We start from the raw sequence: 19657 nt of genomic DNA, 5'->3' as shown, positions 1-19657 counted from the left end.
AATGAAAGCTTCACCTTGGTTTTGCAAGCACCGAATTGAGCCCCTCCGCAGCGAGGAGTTCACTGGAGACGCGGCCGCCGAGATGGTGGACTTCCCCTTCGACATCGAAGGCGGCATGTTCTGGGACGAGATTGATTGGCTATGGGACTGCGGTCAGGAATGGGATGGTGATCCGCCTTTACAGAGCGGTATGGGCGACTCCCTTTTGCACTAAAGACGTAGCGCTTATCGACCGAGGCTATAGGCAGTCATACCGATTGTCTTGAGGTCGGGATCGTGACAGCCTAAAAAACTTGCCGTTGTCTGGCTGGAATCCTTGCTGTCATCCCCGCGATGGATGGCTCGGGTCTTCCTTCCATATCCTGGCGGCTATCGATGTCTGCGACGGCGACCTGGGGGGGCGCCGAGTGAACCCGGCTGAATAATCTTCCTGAAATCAGCCTGGCTTGCGGATGCCGCCTCCTCATGTACCCAGGCACAGCATGAAACGGGTTGGCTTCTCGCGCCGCAATGGGAAGCCGGGGGGAGGGAATGAAGCCTGATGATGGCAGCGATTTCTCGACGACGCCGGGGAGCAATAAACTTGTCGGCACCTTTGTCCTTGGGGATAAGGAGTTTCACATAATCTTGCTATCAGACACTCTGGCTGGGCCAGCCTTCGCGGAACAGGTGTCGGGCGGTGCATTGAATTACACAGAAATCTGCCGGTTCGCGGTTGGCGACCGACAATGTTTGATTGCACGAAAGGCAAGCGTGAGTATCGATGCCCTTGGCCAAGCGGGCACACTAAGTGCTCGCGAACTTCAAATTGCGGCGCTCGTCGCAAAAGGGGCACCGACAAAACAGATCGCCGCCCATCTCAGACTGAGCGAATGGACTGTCGCAACCTATCTGCGGCGCATTTGCGCAAAGCTTGGTGTCCGCACCCGTGCGGCGATGACCTTCAAGTGTGCAGCGGTTATCGAACTGGAGCAAGCAAAAGAGCGCCTACGGAATTCCATGGACTGCAGCGAGCCAACACGAGGCGGTTAAGCGTCACTTTCGTAGAGTGCTGCCACTCCCGTTCCAAGAAGTGATAGTGGCGGAAACGCGAACCGACAAGACGGGTTCACCATCCGACGCGCTTTTGGGAGTTCGAGGCCGGCGCTGTCAATTTCGCTGGGCTCGAAGCCCATCCGGATGATCATGCGCGGTTGCTGGTGTTGGCGCTCGTGGCGGAATATGGGAACGACGGGCTCATCGTGCCCTCGAATGTCCCAGGCAGATCCTTGTGCCGCATCCGTTCGCTCAGCGTTGCGAAAACCTTCCGTGAGCGCATGGAGATCCACCACGCCGCAGCGCTTGCGAAGAGTGACGTACGTCTGCCAAAAGGTAAGGTGAGCTGAGAAATGTTGAAAAAGTTCTCGCATTTGAAGACTCGCCATGTATCGGCGTGACCCAATCTCGGTAGATCTTTCGCAACTGCCCAGTTACCTGTTTCGCCATCGATTGAAGCTCTGGCCAAGTTGCTAAGCACTGACGTGCAGGGTTCCACCGGATGTAGGGGTGCGGCCGCCTTTGTCCTTTGTCCTTTGTCCTTTGTCCTTTGTCCTTTGTCCTTTGTCCTTTGTCCTTTGTCCTTTGTCCTTTGTCCTTTGTCCTTTGTCCTTTGTCCTTTGTCCTTTGTCCGCGGACCGCTTTCCAGCCATCGGTGGCTCCCCGCGACCGTGGGTTCGAACCGCCTTACGGGCGAAAGTGGAGGTTGGATATGAGCGGAAAGAGTCAAACCCTGTTGACGCCTAGTTTGCGTCAACTCTTGGAGACATGTGTAGCCCTGAGAACGACGGACGCGAAAATTCTTGCGGCATATTTGCATCGCTCACCGGCTACTGTCCGTACAGAGTTTCAGAGGATTTTGGCCATTATGAAGGTGCATTGCAGATATGCTGCATTGAGAATGGCCGAGGATGAAGGGTGGCTATGCGCTGAAAAACCAAAGAAAACCATATGAAATGTATGCAATTGCATTATTGCTGACACGAAATCTGTAGAGTAGCCTTCAGCAGTGTGCGATGGCTGTGAGTCCTCTAAATCGGTGCTACGCGCACATAGATTGCCGCGGCAAGGTAGGCGTGGTCTCCGTCAGCATAATCCTGGTCGGTGGACTGACAAGGAGAGAGTAATTATGAGGCCATGCAGGCGTGGTTAATCAATATTCTCGAAGATGACGTTTTTTATTGTGAGAGGGTGACATGAAAAAAATATTCACAATCCTGACTCCATTGGCACTGATATCTTCCTTTTCAAATCCTGCTTACTCCGTATGTGACGTGGACAGACTTCATGTTGTCCGTTCTGAGGGGGCGCCGGGAGGTGTTCAGACTTATGATTTGGCCCCAGCTTTGGTAATTCCTACTTTCTATTATCGCTTTACCACTACCAACTCGCAGATCATTGATCACTTGAATTCAGCATGGGTTGGGCGATTTACAGTGAGAGTTGTAGGAAACGCTGCAGCCTGTGGCGCAACGGGTACTGTCCGTTCTGGTGGATCTATTACTTTTCTATACCGGGACTCCTTCTTCTAAGGTATCGAGGTATTCATGTTCTTGTCCGCTGCTAGTCGTAACGGATTCCTGGTGCCGCTTGCCTTCTTAACAGGCGTATGGATTGGACAAAATCGACTTGGTAGTCACCAGCCAGATGGTCGAGAAAATCCTGGAAGCACAGAGTTTCGGAGCGAGTTGAAGCAGCGGACAACTTTTGGTGGAGGACGCGACGCTTTTGCAACGCGAAAAGACTGCCGAACGGAACATTTCGGCAGCAGTTGCGGTAACGTTAGTCCAGGGCGACAAAACCAAGCAAGCAGTCCTGAAGACCATCAACAGGTCGGAGACGTGGCCCGACAGCAAAAGCTCGCAGACGAAAGCACAAGCCGCCTTCATCCTTCTTGGGAAAACAAGGATGGGAGGCTAGCCAAAGAATCCTTGGACACGACGGAACGTCTCGCGCCGTCAGACGAATTCTCCAGTGACTCGTATTCATTTTACGAACGTATTGCGCTGGAAAATAATGCGATAGAGCCATCATACCAGTCCATCGAAAGCGACATTTTAACATCATTAAAGGACGCTGGGATATCGCCCGAAGAGATACCCCAACACGTTGAGGGCGTGATGGAGATGATATTACATAATGAGCAGCACAGATTCGACGCTTATCCAGATATCTCAACTTCTGGGGAAGACCCCTGATGCGGGCTAAATGAATCGACTGTGGCTTGGCGATCGAGCCTCCTTTCGTGGATGGGTATTCCAGCTAGGCAGTCGCTCCCGCAGAAAGGCTGGACTCCTTATGACACGTGGAGTTCTGGCGTTTATCTGGGTTCTAGGCTTCCGGGGAATTCGCCGAAAAGGACTGCAATACCCGAGGGATTCTGGGTGTCACTGATGACTGATGACTTCTTCCGGAGCCACTGCTGATATTCGTCGGCGTTCAGCTCTGAGGAGTGGCTGGGCAAAAAGCACACCTCGATCTGCTCGCGGCGCTCCCACCAGCCACATCTTGACCGCGCGGCTCTGGTGCACCCGAAGGTTGCACAAAATAAGGAGGACTTTGCGTTGGGCGTCCTCGATGAACCGTCGCATGAACCGAATCAGGACCTCGGCCGCCATCGTTTCCCGGTACAGCATGAAGCGCATCAGGCCTAGATGGGTGAGGGTGATCGCCGAGATCAGGTTGATGGGTTCACACTTCGCCCGGGAGAGCACTTGGACCGGGGTCTTGCCCCTCGGCGCGTAACCCCGCGGGTAATGTTCTACTGAGGACAACGCGATTTCATCCCCGCAGCAGATCTCGGCCACCTCGGCTTTGGCGCGCATGGCGATCGCCGGATAGTCCAACTGCAACCACCGTTGATCCCATCCGGTTGTAGCTCGAACGCCCGCTTCATGGGTCGTTTGGCGAGTAAACCCCAGCGGCTCAGCTACCTCCGCACCAACCGAGTCGGCAGTTCCACAAGAAAGCACTGCCGGATATGCGCGCGCATTCCACAGCGCAAAGCGCAGCTTTCTCTGAGCCTGTGTCCAATCCACCAAGCCCTTCCGGATGGGCGCTTCCGGGGCCGCGGTCAGTCGGCGCCCTTCGCTCATCCGACTCACGCGCTTACCTTCCCCCTTAGCCCTCGAATTGTTCACGGAAAGTACGGCTGTCCTGAATGCACACTATGGCGCGACCGACCTCGCGCTGTTCGGCTCTGCCCTTCCCGATGGAGAGCAGGAAACCAGTGACTTCGGCGTCCTGGTCAACCGCGACGTATGCCTGAAGATGCGCAGCGCGGGAGGCGGGTCTACATGGACGACACTGCCCCTTGCGGGATGCTTCGGACACAAAAAAGCCAGCAATCACGCTGGCTTATGGACGTTGTTGGATTCCTTTGGATCCTGAATTGGTGGAGGCGGCGGGAATTGAACCCGGGGCTGATACAGTTAAATCAATCATTTGCGTCAAGGATGTGTCAGAGCGTTGTCGTGTGTCAAAAAACAGAAGGCCTCGCTTTAGGCGTCGCACTAACGCTCGCCGCAAAGCGGAACATAATTGTTACCACCCCAACCGATCTTCCGCCATCTAAGGTGCACTTAGCCTTTTCTCGAATCATTTCCGCCAATCCTTCACGTATAACACCGCATCATTAGATAGCTGGACAATGGTGTGCCGCCTAATTAGCTGCTCAGCAATCTCTCCGTATTTTTTAATCTCGTCAATTGCAATGAAGGTTTGACGCCCAAGCGTTGCATATATTTCCATCATTCGTGCAACCGCTTCGTTTTCAACGTTTTTAAACAAAAGAGAGTCATGAATAAGGAAAGGGACGGGACAAAGCGCGAATATAGCCCAATCAAAAAAGATCAAATTCGCAAACGCTTTACCAGTTCCCGTATCTTCGAATATTTCATATTTGTAGTTGGTCTTCGAAAACGAAAGGTATGGGCTTTTCCGCCCCTCCCCATAAATTCGTTCCGCATAACTTCTTAACACATCATTGATCTCTGAAGAAATCACGGAAAGCTCTATCTTCTTCATCTCTTCAAGATCTGATCGGAGTTCCTTCACGCGCGTATTGAGTGCCATCTCCTTTTCGTAATATTCATTCTCCCTTTCCGCAATCCCCTTGAGGTTTGAAAGCTCAAAAACCCGATCAACAATGATCGTTGGATTTTCGACGTTTTTCAGTAGCATGTTCAACCTATCATCAAGACCTCTTAGTTCCGCATTGATTCGATCACTTTCCCCCACCAACCGCTTTTCAGTGGCCAATATCTCGCGTTTCAGTATCTTTGCGATGTCCGAATGAAACTCCTCGACCAGCGCAATGCGATCGGCCGCTACATCAGGGAAGAATTCCTTGAGTGCCTCAAACCATCTACTTTTCACATGCTTGCTATCAACTAGCGACGTTTGGAGCCGACGAAGCCGGCCATCAACAGCAGCCATTGCCTTAAGGAGTAAATCCTTTTGTTCTTTTATGTCAGAAACCTCCCGATTTGTAATTTCTCGGATATTTGTTGCATACCTCGCAAGATTTGCCTTTATGTCCTCAAGCTCATCCGTCGTCTGTTGCGAAAGTAACTTGTTTTTTTTAAATTGCGCTTTCCCAATTCTTGGCACTATATTTTCTCTAAATGCCCGCCTCAGCGCCGTTTTCTCAGAGTCAACCCTTTTCAGCTCCCCATCGAGCACGACAAGCTCATGATATTTATCGAAAAGCTTCAGAACAAATATAAGGGCGTCTTCGGCTCTTTGTTTCCGATGTATATCTAAAGGCCGATCGGTAACAAGATTCTCTTTGCCCCACACCCTAGTGAATAAGGAAGCTACTGTACGAAAGCTCAACCCAAGGTCACTTATTCGATAATACTGTCTTAGCAAATCGCAGTATTCTTTTATATTTAATGTGCGCCCGATCTTCCATTCGTGATCACAAACAAAGACCAGATCCCCTTTATCGGTATCTCTTCTGAAGAAATGGTCAACACCATCAAACTGAAACTGAAAAAAGTAACTATGATGCCCGAGTTCATTCACAACATCAGAGTTATGCGTAAGAAACGTCTCTCCGCCCATAGCAAAGTCGACTAGCATAAGAAACGTCGACTTACCGATTGAGTTAGTTGCAAGATCATCACCTGAAACGACATTAAATCCAGCGGATACCCTTACTGGCGATTCACGAAATTTCTCGCAGTGAATTAGTTTCAGCATAAATGAACCGTTCTTGCCACGACATCTACCCTGATTCGACCCAATACGAAAAGGACATCTAAAGAGAGCAAGAATTCACCAACATCAGCATACACGTCTCGGGTTGCTGAATATAACTCAAGCACAGATTCCCCATCCTTCAAATTGGCTAATAGGTGCGGCAATTTTGCAATTAGCGATTCATCTAATGAAACAAACTTATTCGGAACTATCATTCAGAAAATCTCGCAATTCTGAACAAAGAATGACGCCAGTATTTCGGCCGCCTCCACGGTTCGCGACTTAGTTTTTATAGAAATCCACTTTACTATGTTTTCGAATATTGCCTGCTGCTCTATTCCCAACTGACTTTGCTTCAAGTAGTAGGCTTTCACTTGAAATGAAATCATCTGTGATAAATTGTCATTCGACATATCCAAAGTAGCGAAGCGGTCGCGAACAAACGTGTAGTAATCCGTTACATTGTTCTTAATCTTTCTTACCGTTAAACACGATATAGTTGAATTTGTTTTTTCGTCAATCTCTTGAATAAGGTAACTGAGACTCTGAACTTCAGCAGCATCCTCGGAATACAACGCCATAATAATATCTGAGAGTTGCTCCTCTAAGTGATAACGCTTCCATAAGTCGGCCTGCTCGGACCTTTGACTGCAATATCTCTTTAATTCAACCAACTGACGATACTCCTTGCACGTCCTTGGTTTGTCAAACTTTTCGTGGCAACAGGGACATAGCGGTATGAGGTTCCGCTCGTCATTCACATCCTCAGACAAACGCCCTTCATTTTTTAACAGATCCTTTTCCAATGGTGTCGGGTTTAATGGATATATGTGAGCGATCTCATATTTATTATATGTCTTGCCACCTTTCTTGTAAAAAAGAGGCTCGGCACACAAAGGACATACGCTCTCGACCTGCAAAGTAAGCGCGACACACTGCGCGGCAGAAAGGGACTTTCTAGACACTGCCATATTGAGCTATCCCCGCGTTAGCGCTCCATCTAGACGCCAAATTATGAAATACAACGCATCAAATTCACTGCCTGACACTTACTCGTTGCTGGCAATTCGCGCTTTCCGGAACTTGGCATTGTACCGGCGGCATTAAGCGTTATATATACACGTTGCTACTGAAACTGACAACGCGGGGCGCTTGACTCCATCTTCGGAGCGGATTCGATCTAGGGCGCTACGTCAAAGCTTCCGCGCCGACAGAGAACACTTGCGCTCTGGCTTCCCGCAACTCTGTTCTCACGTTTCTACTCACTGGTTCGGCAAAACCAGTTCGGTGCAATGGACACTCGCAGAGGATCCCTTGATGTGACTGGATCGTTGAACACGGCCCACCGCTGAGGCGGATGTTCGACTAACGCCCCGATGTTTGGATCTACTCGTGAGGTTGGATCCATCGGCCATATACCTTGCGAATCTGTCCCCAATCCTTATGTCCCATCTGCTGTGCAACCCACAACGGGTTACCGCCACGTGACAGGAGCATTGAGGCGAACGTATGGCGCGTCTGGTAGGGGTTCCGGTAAGGAACACCCGCCCGCTCAAGCGCCGGCGTCCATACGGTCTTGCGAATCGCTTGGTCGTTCTTCCAGGCGTCGTTTGTGCGGGAGTCGTGGAACACCCAGTTGTTTAACGGACCGGTGAACAGGCGCTGGCTTATCAGGGCATCTTTGGCCTGAGGCTGCAACGTGACTTCCCGCGATCCCGAGATGGTCTTCGTGCCTTTGAGATGGCCGCGGACCTTGGCCTCGCGAACAAAGATGCGCCCTTGCTCCAGGTCCACATCCTTCCACCGCAGAGCGATCAGCTCGGAGGTGCGGAGACCGGACCAGAACGCGAACTGGATTAGGTTGCGCTCCTGGCCGGTGAGTTCGTTCAGGATGAGCTCGATTTCCTTCTCTGAGAACGGGTGCGCTTCGCGCGGCGTGGCGGTGGGGTTCTTCACCCGTTCGAGGGGATTCTTGTCGAGCGTTTCATTAAGGTACAGCTCTTCGTAAGTTCGGCGCAGCGGCGTAAGGATATTGTTCTTGCGCTTGTTAGAGCAACTCAGATCGGCGAGCCATTCCTTGACCATGATGGCGGTGAGATCAGCGAGCGGGAGGGAGCCGAATCTCGGAATTAGGTGGTGATCGATGGCGCTTTGGTAGTCGCGCTGCGTGCTGCGCTCATAGTCCTCCCAATAACGCCTAAACCATGCGTTGAGCGCTTCGCCGATAGTGCACAGATCGGGGCGGGACTTTCGGAACTGCTGCGCCCGCTTGCTATCGGGGAAGTGCTTCACGTAGTCAAAGGTGCCCGTCTTGATTTCGTACAGGATGGCCTGACGCTTCAGCGCGAGTTGCTTCAGCAGCGTCTGGGTCGGTGGCCTCGGAATGGTTTCCCGACAGCGCACGCCCTGATACGTGAACGCGATCTGGATGCTGTCACCCCGGACGGTCAAACCTTTATGCCCTCGAACCATGCTTGTACACCCAGGATGTTGATCAGAATTCTGCCGTTGGGCGCTCGAATCCAGTGGATTTTTTCCCGCCAGATGCCCTTCTTGATGTTTTGGCGGATGCCTTCCTCGCTGTATCCGCACATATCCGAAAACTTTCGGATGGTGGCGTACTTGAAGGTGTTCATGACGGCACCCCGCGTTCCTTGGCGGCCTCAATCGCGGCGACGTGGCGCTCGACTTCCTGAGCAACCGCGTCCGCATCGGAAATCTGGCCTTTGGCCGGCACGCTGTGCTTGCCCATGATCACCGCCCAGAAGCTCTTTAGCGCCTTGGTGATGGCGTAACCGACGCTCTTCCGCTCGCCGGCTTCTGTGATCGGGTCGCAGACGTCCTTGAACTCGATGCCGAGCACTTTTTCGTACTGGCGATAGGTGGCCGGGTTATGGACGAGCTTGAGGACACGCCAGCCGAAGTACTGGCCGATGACCAGGGCACCGAGCGCGCTTTCCAGCGTCGTGCCGAGGCCCTTGAAATCGTCCATGTGCTGGAGGATGACTTTCTCGGTGGCTTCGTCCAGAACGAGGAGTCGTGCGTTGCTGGCGTTCATGATCAGTACTGCCTATCAGAGTTACTACTGACTCACAGAGTAGCTAGTGACTCTCGGAATCAACACTGGCTGACGGGTCAGCTTTCCAGCAATGTGATCTGGTTCTCGAATTCTTCTTTGTTGTACTGTCGGATCTCATCGTGGAACTTCACGACGACCTCGATTTGGTCGTTCATCGTCAGCACGCCGCAGACGAGGCCGATCTGCGTGATGTCCGGGAGTTGCCCGGATTTGGCCGCAGTCTTGTCCAGCACGGCCAGCCGGTAGATCAGGGCGACCGCTTCTTCCAGCGTAAATTCGTTCATGGCCAGGGGCTCTCGTTTGGCTTTTCTGCGCATGGGCTTTCCGTCAGTGGGTCCGACCCGTGGGCTGAGCAGGGTCAGTACAGTTATTGATACAGGTCCAAGGGAAGACCGCTGCGCTCGGAGCCGATCCCGGAGGGGAGGGCCGGAGCGGGGCGGCAGGCATGGCTGAGGGTTCTTCCGGGGTCGGCAGCTGCGCGGCGGGGCGGGGCGCAGTCCCTGCGCTTCCGCCCTCGCCCGCTGCGCTGCCTTTGCGGGCGACCGTCCAGAAATGCTTGCGCGTGTCGTGGGGCGTGTCCCGATGGGTGATGCCCGTGACGCGCCGGGGTGCCGGGTCTCCGTACTGTCCCCGGGTGGTGTAGACGATCTCGCCGGTGGCTGGGTGGAGCTGTCGGCCGAGCCCATAGAGCGGCTTGGCAGGATGGGCGCGCCGTGGCAGCAAGGGTCCGCCCATGCCGAGCGTGTAGGCGGCCCAATCGCTGGCGGTCGCGGCGCTGCGCAGGGTCTCCAGGTCTTCGTCTTCGACCTTGGCGAGCTTCCGCATTTGCCGCCAGACGGTGACGCTGGGTCCGCCGATCTGCTGGAACTGGCGGATGTTCCAGACCGAGGCCCAGGTCGTGATGCGCTCGGCGGCTTGCCGTGCATCGTTGCCGATCCGATCCGCTTCCAGGCCGTGCCCGTCGATGTTCTTGGCGACGTACTTGGCGATGTAGCCGGTGGCGGTGCCTTGGGCCGGATCGATGGCGACCGCCTTGAAGCGGTGTTGCTGGGCGCCGGGTTCATCCCCGTTGTCGGCCAGGGCATAGCGGCGCATGACGGCCCGGACGAGGGCCGCATGCTTGGCCGGCATGAACAGCAGCAGATGCCAATGGGGCGTTGCATCGTGGTGGGGCTCGACCACGCGGAAGCCATAAGGCCGGATGCCCTGCCGGTGCAGCTCGGAGCGGATCAGGGTCCACAGGTGAGTCAGGTAGACGTGCGCCTGGTGCGGGTTGGTCCCGTCATAGCGCGGGTTGCCCTGGCCATCGTGCAGGCAGGCGTGCATGCGTGACGGCGTGGTGAGGGTGTAGAACTCGCCCACGTCCCCGAGCAGGCCGGCGACCATTTCGAAGCCCTTGATGCGGACCATGAGCTCGGCGCGGCGGATCGCCGGATTGGAGACGGAGCGGTCGGCCAGTTCCTGCAGGGAGTAGGTCTGCCCCGCTTCGTTGCCGACGAAGGTGGATTCCAGATAGAGGCGGCTGCGCTCTCGCTGGCGGCGCTTGAGCCTGACGGTGTAGTCGCTGGCATAGGCTCCGCGACAGCGCGTGACCAGTTCGATATCGCGGGCGACGGCTTCGAAGGTCTGGAGGCGAAGGGTCTGGATCTTGCGGAACCACCATCGGGCGTCGCACAGGCGATTGAGGGCAGGCTCCAGGGCGCCATCGGTGACGCGGGGCGGCGTGAGCCGGTAGCGCTCGACGATGCGGAGGCAACCTTGATGAGCTTCGGACGGGGTCGGGGCTTCCTGGCGCGTGAAGCTGCACCGGTTGGCGCAGGCGCGAGCCGCGCTGCGGAGTTCTTCCGTTTCGGCGCAGAGGTTCAGGTCGTGGATGCGGAGTCGTTCATGGATGTCCAGCAGTTCACGGTTGGCGTGAACGTGGCTGAAGCGCTCGGCGGTCTGCGCGTACCTTCGACCGAGATCGATGGCGATCGGTGCGAGGTCGCTGAAGATGCGTAGCCGGAACGGTCGGCACTCGAAGGTGCCCAGGCCGGCGGTGAGACGGTCCGCCTCGGCGACGTGTGGCGAATTTGTGTCAAATTCGTGCCACCACCGAGGCCGACGAAGACCGACCGAGACCGGTCGCGTCTTGTGGCTTGATCGACTAAAGGACTGATTTACATCAGTCTTAGTCGGTCTGGATGGGTCCTGAGTGGACCCCAATTTGGTGGAGGCGGCGGGAATTGAACCCGCGTCCGAAAGCCCTCCGCCCTCGGCTCTACATGCTTATCCAGCTCTATTAATTTAACCGTGCGCCACCCGAGTGGCAGGGAGAGCGGACGGCGAGTCCTAAGTGTTTCGCGATCAGGCCTCGGACAGACCCTCTCGCTATCTCATATTTGTGTTACCCCCGGAACCCGCCGCCTATGAGCTGGCTGCGGACCGAAGGCTGGCCTTAAGCGGCCAGGGCGTAAACGTCGTCGTTTGCGTCTATTTTGTTGCAGTTGGATTTACGAGGTCCTCTGCCCCTCGGCATGCACCTCAGGTTTTGCGACTCCCGTCGAAGCCAAGTCGCCCCCATTGGATCGCTGAGAAGTGTGTCACATTTTGTGCCGGAATTGAAGCTCGCTTCGACCCGATCTCGAACCTTCACCGCGCGGGCCGACCACTCACGGCAAATCCATCCCTACGGCCGCCAACTCCAGTAACGGTGGTAAGTCGATCGATAACCCACTGGAGCTTGCACACCGGAACCGGTGCCCAATTCGAACCTGAGCGCACCGAGTTCGGCCGTGTTCGACACCTGAGCCGACACCTCTTCGTAACGCTTCAGCACCTTCGACGCCGGAAAGCCGAAACGGTTCCGGTAACCCGCCGACACCAGCACGTAGGCCGGCGACACCCGCTGCAGGAAGGGCCGGGTCGACGAGGAATCGCTGCCGTGGTGCGGTGCAATCAGCACGTCGGCGTCGAGGCGCTCGCCGTAGCGCTCCACGAGTTGGACCTCGGCCAGTGCCTCGATGTCACCGGTCAGCAAGGCCCGGTGCGGACCCGCGGTGACTCTCAGCACGCAGGAACGGTCGTTCTCACTGCCCCGGTAGCTGCCCGCCGGCCACAGGAATTCGAAATGCACGCCGTCCCAGGTCCAGTCCTGACCCTCGGCACAAGGCAGCGGCCGGGACGACGGCAGCCGCTCCGGCGCACTGCCGTAGGCAAGGCCGACCGGCATCAGCCGTGCGAGCGACTCCGCCCCGCCCATGTGGTCGATGTCCGCATGGCTGATCACCAGGGTGTCGACCCGGGTGACGCCCTGATCGGTCAGAAATGGCCAGAGCACGGCGGAGCCGATATCGAAACGGTCGCTGAGGCGCGCACCGGTATCGAAGACGAGCGTGTGCCGGTGCGTGCGAACCACGGTGGCGAGACCCTGCCCGACGTCGAGCAGGGTCAGCACGGCCTGACCGGGCGCTGGCGCAGTCGGCTGCCAGGTCAGCGCCGGGGCGAACAGCACGCCGCCCAGCCAGCGCGCCGGCAACCCGCGGGGAGCGAGGAGAATCAGCGCACCTCCCAGGGCCAGCGCAGTCGCCCAAAGCGGCGGCTGGGACTGTATCCACTGTGCGAACGGGAGGCCGGCCATCGCGTCCAACAGCTTCCAGAAGTGCGCGAGCAACTCGTCGGCCAGTCCGAACAGGCTTCCGCCGAGCGGTGTATGGATGGAAAGCATCGCCGCGCCCAGCAGGCACAACGGAATCAGCGCGATGCCGAACAAGGGCACCGCGATCAGATTGGCCAGCGGCGACAACAATGGAATCTGGCGGAAAAACAGCAGCAGCAGCGGCGCCAATGCCAGCGCCGTGGCCCAGTTGATCTGCCACAGGCCCCTCAGCGGGCGGGGTGGGCGGAGTCGATGGGCGGCCACCCATAGAATCGCTGCAACCGCGACGAACGACAGCCAGAAACCGGCCGCCAACAGGGCCAGCGGATCGACCGAGACGACCGCGAAACCCGCCAGCAGCAGCAGGTGAAACGGACGGACGGGACGTTTCAATACGACTGCGGCCATGATGACCGCGATCATCACCAGAGCCCGACGCGTCGGGATTGCGAAATCGGCGAGGCCGGAGTAGGCGAGTGCACCGGCGAAACCGGCCCATGCGGCGACCGTCATCGGGGCCCAACGCGAGACCTGCGCCACGGCGGCCAGCTTGAGTGCCAGCGCGAAGCACCAGCCAGCGATCAGCGCGATGTGCGACCCGGAGATGGCCACGAGATGGGCCGTCCCGGTCTTGCGCAGCACGTCCCACTGCTCCGGCGTGATGTCGGACTCATCACCGAACACCAGGGCTTTCAGAATGCCACCGAAACGCGCTTCCCGCAGCACCGGCTCCAGCGCATCGCTGAGCGCCTGCCGCCAGCGCTGGAAACCGAACAGGTCCGGCCGCGGGGCCAGCCGCTGGTTCTCGTCGCTCTCCCGCACGTAGCCAGTCGCGCCTATGCGATGCGCGAACAGCCATAACTCATAATCCATACCGCCCGGGTTAAGCATGCCATGCGGTCGCTTCAGCTTGACCGCAAAGCGCCACCGCTCGCCCGCCTTGAGGGTGACCGCGGACCGGTACCAGGTGAGGCGGACCTGGCCGGGCACCCGGGCACCCTCCGGAGCCCGCACCGCATCGATCTCGAACAGGAAGCGGGTTTCGCCCTCGCGCACTTCGGGCACCGAGGCCACCGTCCCTTCGAGTCGCAGTTCGGATTGCTCCAGCGCACGGGGCAATTCGTCGGCGACGCGCAGGTAAGCCAGCGCCATGGCCCAAATCAGGCCGGCCAGCACAGCGGCAAGCACGTGCCATCGGTAGCGAACGAGCCCGACGAGGCCGGCGACAGCAGGGACGAGCGCCACGGAAGGCGGCAGTGACGGCAGCCACTGGATCGCGGCGACACCCGCCACGAAGGCCAGCATTACACGCGCTGTTGGCGCCGACTCCCTGGGAAAAATTTCATTCAACTTTCGGTTTCGGAATCGTAGAATGGCGCCCGCTGAAGAATAAACAACGCTCGCCCGAATTTCACCGACTGCCTGCCATGCCGAAGTCGTTTCTCAAGCGGTACCTGCCCGATCCGCACAAGGTTACCGAAATCAAGGCCCTGCGGTTCCTCGGGGAAAAACTGCACCGACCCAACCTGTGGCATTTGAATCGGCGCTCGGTATCGCGCGCTTTCGGCGTAGGCCTGTGGGCGATGTGGACCCCGCCGCTGCCGTGGCAGCAAATCATCGCCGCCGCCCTGGCAATCTACTTCGACGCCAACCTGCCGATCGCAGTAGCCCTGGTCTGGATCACGAATCCGCTGACCTGGGGGCCGCTGTACTACGTCGCGTACTGGGTCGGCACGCTGGTCATGGGACAGCCCTCGTTCGGCTTCAGCGACTTTACCCAATCCTTCACGATCGACAAGGTCTGGGATCTGGGCGCACCGTTCCTGGTCGGCTGCTTCACGCTGATGAATGTCTTCGGCGTGCTGGGGTATTTCGGCATCCGCTACCTGTGGCGGAAGTCGGTGCTCCACCAGTGGGAACTCCGCAAAGTCCGGCGCACCGGTCTGAGCACGCTGTTGCTGACGCGGGAAACTCCGGCCTCTTATGCCAAGCTGCTCCGCCATCTCGAACATCATGCCGAACTCGAGGCCAGACATGCCGCCGCGGCGGCAAGCGAGCAGTCCGCCGCGGCCCGCAGCCGGAAAACGGGTTCCGCCTAGACGATGCGGCCGTCTTCCAACTGGAAGGTGTGATCCATCCGCTTGGCTAAAGCGGGATCGTGCGTGACGACCAGGAAACTGACCTGGTATTCGGCGTTCAATTCCAGCATCAATTCATAGACGCGCTCGGCCGTCTTGCGGTCGAGATTGCCGGTCGGCTCATCCGCCAGCACGCATTTCGGACGCGTGACCAAGGCCCGCGCCACGGCCGCGCGCTGCCGCTCCCCGCCTGACAGTTCACCCGGCTTGTGCTCGACGCGCTGCGCAAGTCCCACGCGTTCGAGTATCCGGGCTGAACGCTCGCGCGCCTCTCCCAGACCGACACCGCCGATCAGCAACGGCATCGCGACGTTTTCCAGCAGGGTGAACTCGCCCAGCAAGTGATGGAACTGGTAGACGAAACCGAGCGCGCGATTGCGCAGCGCAGCGATGCGGGGCTCACTGAGGGTCGACAAATCCTCGCCATCGAGCACGATCTGGCCGCTGCTCGGCGCATCCAGTCCGCCCAACAGGTGCAGCAGCGTGCTCTTGCCCGAACCGGACGCGCCCATGATCGCGGCACGCTGGCCGCGCTCGATGCGCAGACTCACGCCCTGCAGCACATCGACGTTGAGATTGCCCTGTTCGAAACGCTTGTGCACATCGCGGCACTCCAGCACGGCCTCACTCATAACGCAGCTCCTCGGCCGGCCGGATGCGCGACGCCTGCCAGGCCGGATAAATCGTCGCGAGCAGCGACAGCGCGAAAGCCATCGCGGTGATCTGTGCGACATCGCTCCACAGCAGCTTCGATGGCAGGTCGCTGATGTAATACACGTCGGCCGACAGGAAATGCACGCCGAACAGGCGCTCGATGGCCGGCACGATCGTCTCGACGTTCAGCGCGAGCAACACGCCACCGATACCGCCGAGCAAGGCGCCCGCCGCACCGATGATGGTACCCAGCACGATGAATATGCCCATCACCGACAGCGGCGTCATACCCTGCGTTCGCAGAATCGCAATATCGGCCTTCTTGTCGGTAACCACCATCACCAGCGTCGAGACGATATTGAACGCGGCCACCGCGACGATCAGCAGCAGGATGATGAACATCACGCGTTTTTCGGTCTGGATCGCCCGGAAGAAGTTGCTGTGCGCCTGCGTCCAGTCCGAGATGTAGTAGTTGCCGTTCAGCTTCGGACCCAGGTCGCGCACCAGTCGCTGCGCCAGAAAGACGTCATCCAGTCGGAGCCGCAGACCCGATACGTTGCCTTCCATCTGGAACAGCCGGCCGGCGTCCTGCAGATCGATCAGCGCCAGATTGCGGTCGTATTCGTACATGCCGACCTGGAACGTCCCGACCACGGTGAAGCGCTTCAGCCGCGGCAGGATGCCGGCCGGGGTCGCAGTGACTTGCGGCGTGATGACGGTGATCTTGTCGCCGGTGCCGACACCGAGATAGTGAGCCAGTTCGAGTCCGAGGATGATGCCGAACTCGCCGGGCTTCAGGTCGCTCAGCCGGCCATCGACCATATGGCTGGTCACCTCGGACACCCGCGGCTCGTAATCGGCCAGTATGCCGCGCAACATGACCCCGCTGACGCGCCGGTCGAAGTTGATCATCGCCTGGCCCTCGGTGTAGGGCGCCCAACCCTCGATGTGCGGCTCGGTCTTCAGCACCGGCTCCAGCACGGGCCAGTCGGCTAGCTGCCCCTGATCGCCGCTGATCGACGCGTGCGAGGTCATGCCGAGGATGCGCTCCCGCAGTTCGGCCTCGAAGCCGTTCATGACCGACAGCACGGTGATCAGGGCCGTGACGCCCAGCGCGATGCCGAGGACCGACGTCAGCGTAATGAACGAAATGAAGCGCGTGCGTCGTTTGGCGCGCGTGTAGCGCAGCCCGATAAACAGGATCAGGGGTCTGAACATGGACGAGAGGGGGCCGTTCCTTGCGGGCGCCGGGCCGGAAAGACTAGTCTTCCGGCGGCGCCTCCTGACACCGGGCGCAGATGCCGTAGAGGCACAGCGAGTGCTCGGTGAGTTGAAAATTGAGTTGCGTCGCGATTTCCCGCTGGCGTTCTTCGATGACCGGATCCGCGAATTCCTGCACCTGACCGCACCGGACGCAGACCAGGTGGTCGTGGTGATCGCCGCGGTTCAGTTCGAAGACGGAGTTACCGCCCTCGAAATGGTGACGCTTGACCAGGCCCGCGGCTTCGAACTGGGTCAGCACACGGTAAACTGTTGCCAGCCCGATTTCTTCGCCCTGCGACAACATAAACTTGTATACTTCTTCGGCCGTCAGGTGCCGCTCTGCGTCACTTCTCTTCTCGAGCAGTTCCAGGATCTTGATCCGCGGCAGTGTGACCTTCAGCCCGGCATTTCGAATGTCTTGGGTTTCCACTTCGAACCTTCTCGGAACGCTGACTACCGTGCGAACCGGTGCGTCACCGTCCGCGCGCCTGTGATTTGAGTCCATTCATCATACCATGCCGACGGCTCGCCCATTTAAGTTGCTGTGTGTGTTCACAGTGTTGCTTGCTAGCTGCTCCCTGGACCGCATCCCACTGGTCAACCGCCCCGACATCAACCAGGGCAACATCGTCTCGCAGGACATGGTCAACCAGTTGCGGCCGGGCATGAACCGCCGTCAGGTCACCTACCTGCTCGGCAGCCCGCTGCTGACCGATCCGCTCCACGACAATCGGTGGGATTACATCTATTCGACCGAGCCGAATGGCGGCAAGCGCGAGGAGCGGCGGGTCACACTGGTATTCGAGCGCGACCAGTTGATTCAGTTGGAAGGTGATTTTCGACCCGGGGCGATGGTGGAAGCCAACGCCACCAAAGACTCGACGATCTACATCCCCAAGATCGAACGCGACCAGACCATCTGGCAGAAAATCACCGGATTGTTCGACGTCGGCGACCTGGACGACTAGCGCTGCCGCTGCGCCCGGGCGCGCTTGCGGCGCAAATCCTGCGGCGCGGCGCGCAGCGGCCGGTAGATCTCGATGCGGTCTCCCGATTGGACGACATGCGCCAACTCGGCCAGCTTGCCGAAGATCCCGACCTTGTTGTCGCTCAGCGAGATCTCCGGGCAACGCTCCAGCAGGCCCGATTGCCGGATCGCCTGTTCGATCGTGCTTCCCGCAACGACCTCTACCGGAATAAGGAACTGCCTTTCGGGGGTGGCGTAACAGACCTCGACCCGCGTCGCCCCGGTCATCAGATGACGCCGACCGCGCGCAGGAACACGAGACCGACGCCAGCCGGTGCAATGTAGCGGATCAGGAACTGCCAGACGCGATAACCCGAGCCCGCGCCCATCTCCAGTTCGGCCTCGCTGTCGGCCGGCCGCATGATCCAGCCCGCGAATACCGCGACCAGCACGCCACCGACCGGCAGCATCAGGTCGGAAGTCAGGAAGTCGATCAACTCAAAGAAATTCTTGCCGAACCAGGTGTAACCGGCCCAGTCGTTGAACGAAAAGATCGTACCCAGACCGATCAGCCAGCACGCGGCACCACTCCAGAAAGCGGCGGCGGACCGGCTCATGCCGCGGTTCTCAGACAGCCACGCGACGGCCGGCTCGATCAGCGCGATCGACGAAGTGATCGCCGCGAAGAACATCAGCAGGAAGAACAAAGCGCCGACCGTCGCGCCAGCCGGCATCTGTCCGAAGGCGACGGGCAAGGTCTGAAAGATCAGGCCCTCGCCCATCGTCGGTGCCAGGTGGTTCGCGAACACGATGGGAAAAATGGCGACACCGGCCAGCAGCGCGACGATTGTGTCGGCCGCGGCAACGAACAGCGAAGCCCGTGCGATGGACACGTGGGATGGCAGATAGGAGCCGTAAACCATGATCGCGCCCATGCCCAGCCCCAATGAGAAGAAGGCTTGCCCCATCGCCGCCAGGACGCCTTCCCCGCCGAGGCGCGAGAAGTCCGGCTTGAACAGGAAGGCTATACCCTGACCGAAACCGCCGGTGGTCATCGCATAGCCGTCGAGCAGGATCAGCATCACGAACAGCAAGGGCATCAGATAGCGCGTCCACTTCTCCAGCCCGGCGCTGACGCCCATGCTGACGATCGCCATCGTTGCGGTCATGAACAGCGTGTGCCAGATGAACTGCAGCTGCGACGAGCCCTGGAGTTCGCGGAACACCTCGCCGGCCTTCGCGGCGTCGCTGTGGCTGAACATGCCGCTGCTCATCTTGGGGATGTAAGCCATCGCCCAGCCCGCGATGACGCTGTAGTACGACAGAATCAAAAAGCCGGCCAGCACGCCCACCCAACCCACGTAGTGCCACAATGGACTCGCCTTCGCCTCATCCGCGAGCGCCAGCATCGTATTGATCGGACTCTGCCGGCCACGCCGGCCGAGCATGGTCTCCGCCATCATGATCGGCACGCCAAGGGCCGCGACGCACAGCAGGTACACCAGCACGAAGGCTCCGCCGCCGTTGTCCCCGGTCAGGTACGGAAACTTCCAGATGTTCCCGAGACCGATCGCCGAGCCGCTGGCCGCCAGTATGAAGGCCATCCGCGAGGACCATTGGGTGTGCACCCGCCGAGCATCTGTCATGAGAGTTTCCGTCGTGCGAAAAACGCCCGCGCC

At 58.3% G+C, this 19657-nt stretch carries 20 protein-coding genes and 1 other RNA gene; 5 read left to right on the top strand and 16 right to left on the bottom strand.

Annotated elements, in window-relative coordinates; translation table 11 throughout:
• The first annotated feature begins 1 nt into the window (after position 1).
• The 3 genes from BWR02_RS13365 to BWR02_RS13345 all read left to right on the top strand — a co-directional run bounded on the left by BWR02_RS13365 (position 2) and on the right by BWR02_RS13345 (position 3233).
• Positions 2-214 carry a hypothetical protein gene (locus BWR02_RS13365; RefSeq protein WP_139558322.1) on the top strand — a complete coding sequence of 71 codons (213 nt, stop codon included), beginning with the start codon at positions 2-4 and terminating at the stop codon, positions 212-214.
• Between the two features lie 317 nt (positions 215-531).
• On the top strand, positions 532-1032 hold the full coding sequence (locus tag BWR02_RS13360; RefSeq protein WP_139558320.1) for a response regulator transcription factor: 501 nt from the start codon (positions 532-534) through the stop codon (positions 1030-1032).
• Between the two features lie 1550 nt (positions 1033-2582).
• Complete coding sequence (locus BWR02_RS13345; protein ID WP_139558315.1) at positions 2583-3233, top strand: hypothetical protein; 651 nt, start codon at positions 2583-2585, stop codon at positions 3231-3233.
• Positions 3234-3422: 189 nt separating this feature from the next.
• On the opposite strand, the gene BWR02_RS13340 is transcribed toward BWR02_RS13345, so the two are convergent.
• The 11 genes from BWR02_RS13340 to BWR02_RS13290 form a co-directional block, all read right to left on the bottom strand.
• Positions 3423-3887 carry a transposase gene (locus BWR02_RS13340; RefSeq protein WP_162560144.1) on the bottom strand — a complete coding sequence of 155 codons (465 nt, stop codon included), beginning with the start codon at positions 3885-3887 and terminating at the stop codon, positions 3423-3425.
• A 745-nt stretch (positions 3888-4632) separates the two neighbouring features.
• On the bottom strand, positions 4633-6240 hold the full coding sequence (locus BWR02_RS13335) for a DUF2326 domain-containing protein (RefSeq protein ID WP_139558311.1): 1608 nt from the start codon (positions 6238-6240) through the stop codon (positions 4633-4635).
• On the bottom strand, positions 6234-6455 hold the full coding sequence (locus BWR02_RS21675; RefSeq protein ID WP_139558309.1) for an ABC-three component system middle component 7: 222 nt from the start codon (positions 6453-6455) through the stop codon (positions 6234-6236). The genes BWR02_RS13335 and BWR02_RS21675 overlap by 7 nt, the downstream gene beginning before the upstream one ends.
• Positions 6456-7211 carry an ABC-three component system protein gene (locus BWR02_RS13325; protein WP_139558307.1) on the bottom strand — a complete coding sequence of 252 codons (756 nt, stop codon included), beginning with the start codon at positions 7209-7211 and terminating at the stop codon, positions 6456-6458.
• Between the two features lie 415 nt (positions 7212-7626).
• Complete coding sequence (locus BWR02_RS13320) at positions 7627-8712, bottom strand: Arm DNA-binding domain-containing protein (RefSeq protein WP_139558306.1); 1086 nt, start codon at positions 8710-8712, stop codon at positions 7627-7629.
• A complete protein-coding gene (locus tag BWR02_RS13315; protein ID WP_139558304.1) occupies positions 8688-8876 on the bottom strand; it encodes a MerR family transcriptional regulator in 189 nt (62 codons plus the stop codon). Before BWR02_RS13315 ends, BWR02_RS13320 begins: the two co-directional genes overlap by 25 nt.
• Entirely contained in the window at positions 8873-9298 is a 426-nt protein-coding gene (locus BWR02_RS13310) for a hypothetical protein (protein ID WP_139558302.1), read from the bottom strand. Before BWR02_RS13310 ends, BWR02_RS13315 begins: the two co-directional genes overlap by 4 nt.
• 77 nt (positions 9299-9375) lie before the next feature.
• A complete protein-coding gene (locus tag BWR02_RS13305) occupies positions 9376-9603 on the bottom strand; it encodes a hypothetical protein (protein ID WP_139558300.1) in 228 nt (75 codons plus the stop codon).
• Between the two features lie 43 nt (positions 9604-9646).
• The gene (locus BWR02_RS13300) at positions 9647-11524 is read right to left on the bottom strand and encodes a replication endonuclease (protein WP_201276263.1); all 1878 of its coding nucleotides are present in this window, start codon (positions 11522-11524) and stop codon (positions 9647-9649) included.
• A gap of 2 nt (positions 11525-11526) precedes the next feature.
• Positions 11527-11880, bottom strand: a transfer-messenger RNA (tmRNA) gene (gene ssrA / locus BWR02_RS13295).
• A 107-nt stretch (positions 11881-11987) separates the two neighbouring features.
• Complete coding sequence (locus tag BWR02_RS13290) at positions 11988-14306, bottom strand: DNA internalization-related competence protein ComEC/Rec2 (protein ID WP_139558298.1); 2319 nt, start codon at positions 14304-14306, stop codon at positions 11988-11990.
• A 77-nt stretch (positions 14307-14383) separates the two neighbouring features.
• Between BWR02_RS13290 and BWR02_RS13285 the strand changes: the two genes are divergently transcribed.
• On the top strand, positions 14384-15055 hold the full coding sequence (locus BWR02_RS13285; protein ID WP_129884412.1) for a DUF2062 domain-containing protein: 672 nt from the start codon (positions 14384-14386) through the stop codon (positions 15053-15055).
• Here the strand turns inward: BWR02_RS13285 and lolD are convergent.
• The 3 genes from lolD to fur are packed head-to-tail and all read right to left on the bottom strand — an operon-like array spanning position 15052 to position 17441.
• Entirely contained in the window at positions 15052-15726 is a 675-nt protein-coding gene (gene lolD / locus BWR02_RS13280; RefSeq protein WP_129884413.1) for a lipoprotein-releasing ABC transporter ATP-binding protein LolD, read from the bottom strand. The genes BWR02_RS13285 and lolD overlap by 4 nt on opposite strands.
• On the bottom strand, positions 15719-16966 hold the full coding sequence (locus BWR02_RS13275; RefSeq protein WP_139558296.1) for a lipoprotein-releasing ABC transporter permease subunit: 1248 nt from the start codon (positions 16964-16966) through the stop codon (positions 15719-15721). Before BWR02_RS13275 ends, lolD begins: the two co-directional genes overlap by 8 nt.
• 43 nt (positions 16967-17009) lie before the next feature.
• Positions 17010-17441, bottom strand: a complete 432-nt coding sequence (fur, locus tag BWR02_RS13270) for a ferric iron uptake transcriptional regulator (protein WP_139558294.1) — start codon at positions 17439-17441, stop codon at positions 17010-17012.
• A 127-nt stretch (positions 17442-17568) separates the two neighbouring features.
• Here fur and BWR02_RS13265 point away from each other — a divergent pair, with 127 nt between their 5' ends.
• Positions 17569-17979, top strand: coding sequence for an outer membrane protein assembly factor BamE (locus tag BWR02_RS13265; RefSeq protein WP_162560143.1), 411 nt, complete (start codon positions 17569-17571; stop codon positions 17977-17979).
• Here BWR02_RS13265 and BWR02_RS13260 read toward each other — a convergent pair.
• The gene (locus BWR02_RS13260; protein ID WP_139558290.1) at positions 17976-18266 is read right to left on the bottom strand and encodes an RnfH family protein; all 291 of its coding nucleotides are present in this window, start codon (positions 18264-18266) and stop codon (positions 17976-17978) included. The two genes, BWR02_RS13265 and BWR02_RS13260, sit on opposite strands and share 4 nt — an antisense overlap.
• A complete protein-coding gene (locus BWR02_RS13255) occupies positions 18266-19624 on the bottom strand; it encodes a sodium-dependent transporter (protein ID WP_139558288.1) in 1359 nt (452 codons plus the stop codon). The genes BWR02_RS13260 and BWR02_RS13255 overlap by 1 nt, the downstream gene beginning before the upstream one ends.
• Positions 19625-19657: the final 33 nt, after the last annotated feature.

The organism is Methylotetracoccus oryzae, from assembly GCF_006175985.1.
GTDB classification, from domain to species: domain Bacteria; phylum Pseudomonadota; class Gammaproteobacteria; order Methylococcales; family Methylococcaceae; genus Methylotetracoccus; species Methylotetracoccus oryzae.
Note: the sequence above shows the minus strand (reverse complement) of the source record. Positions and strands in the feature narration are given on the sequence as shown.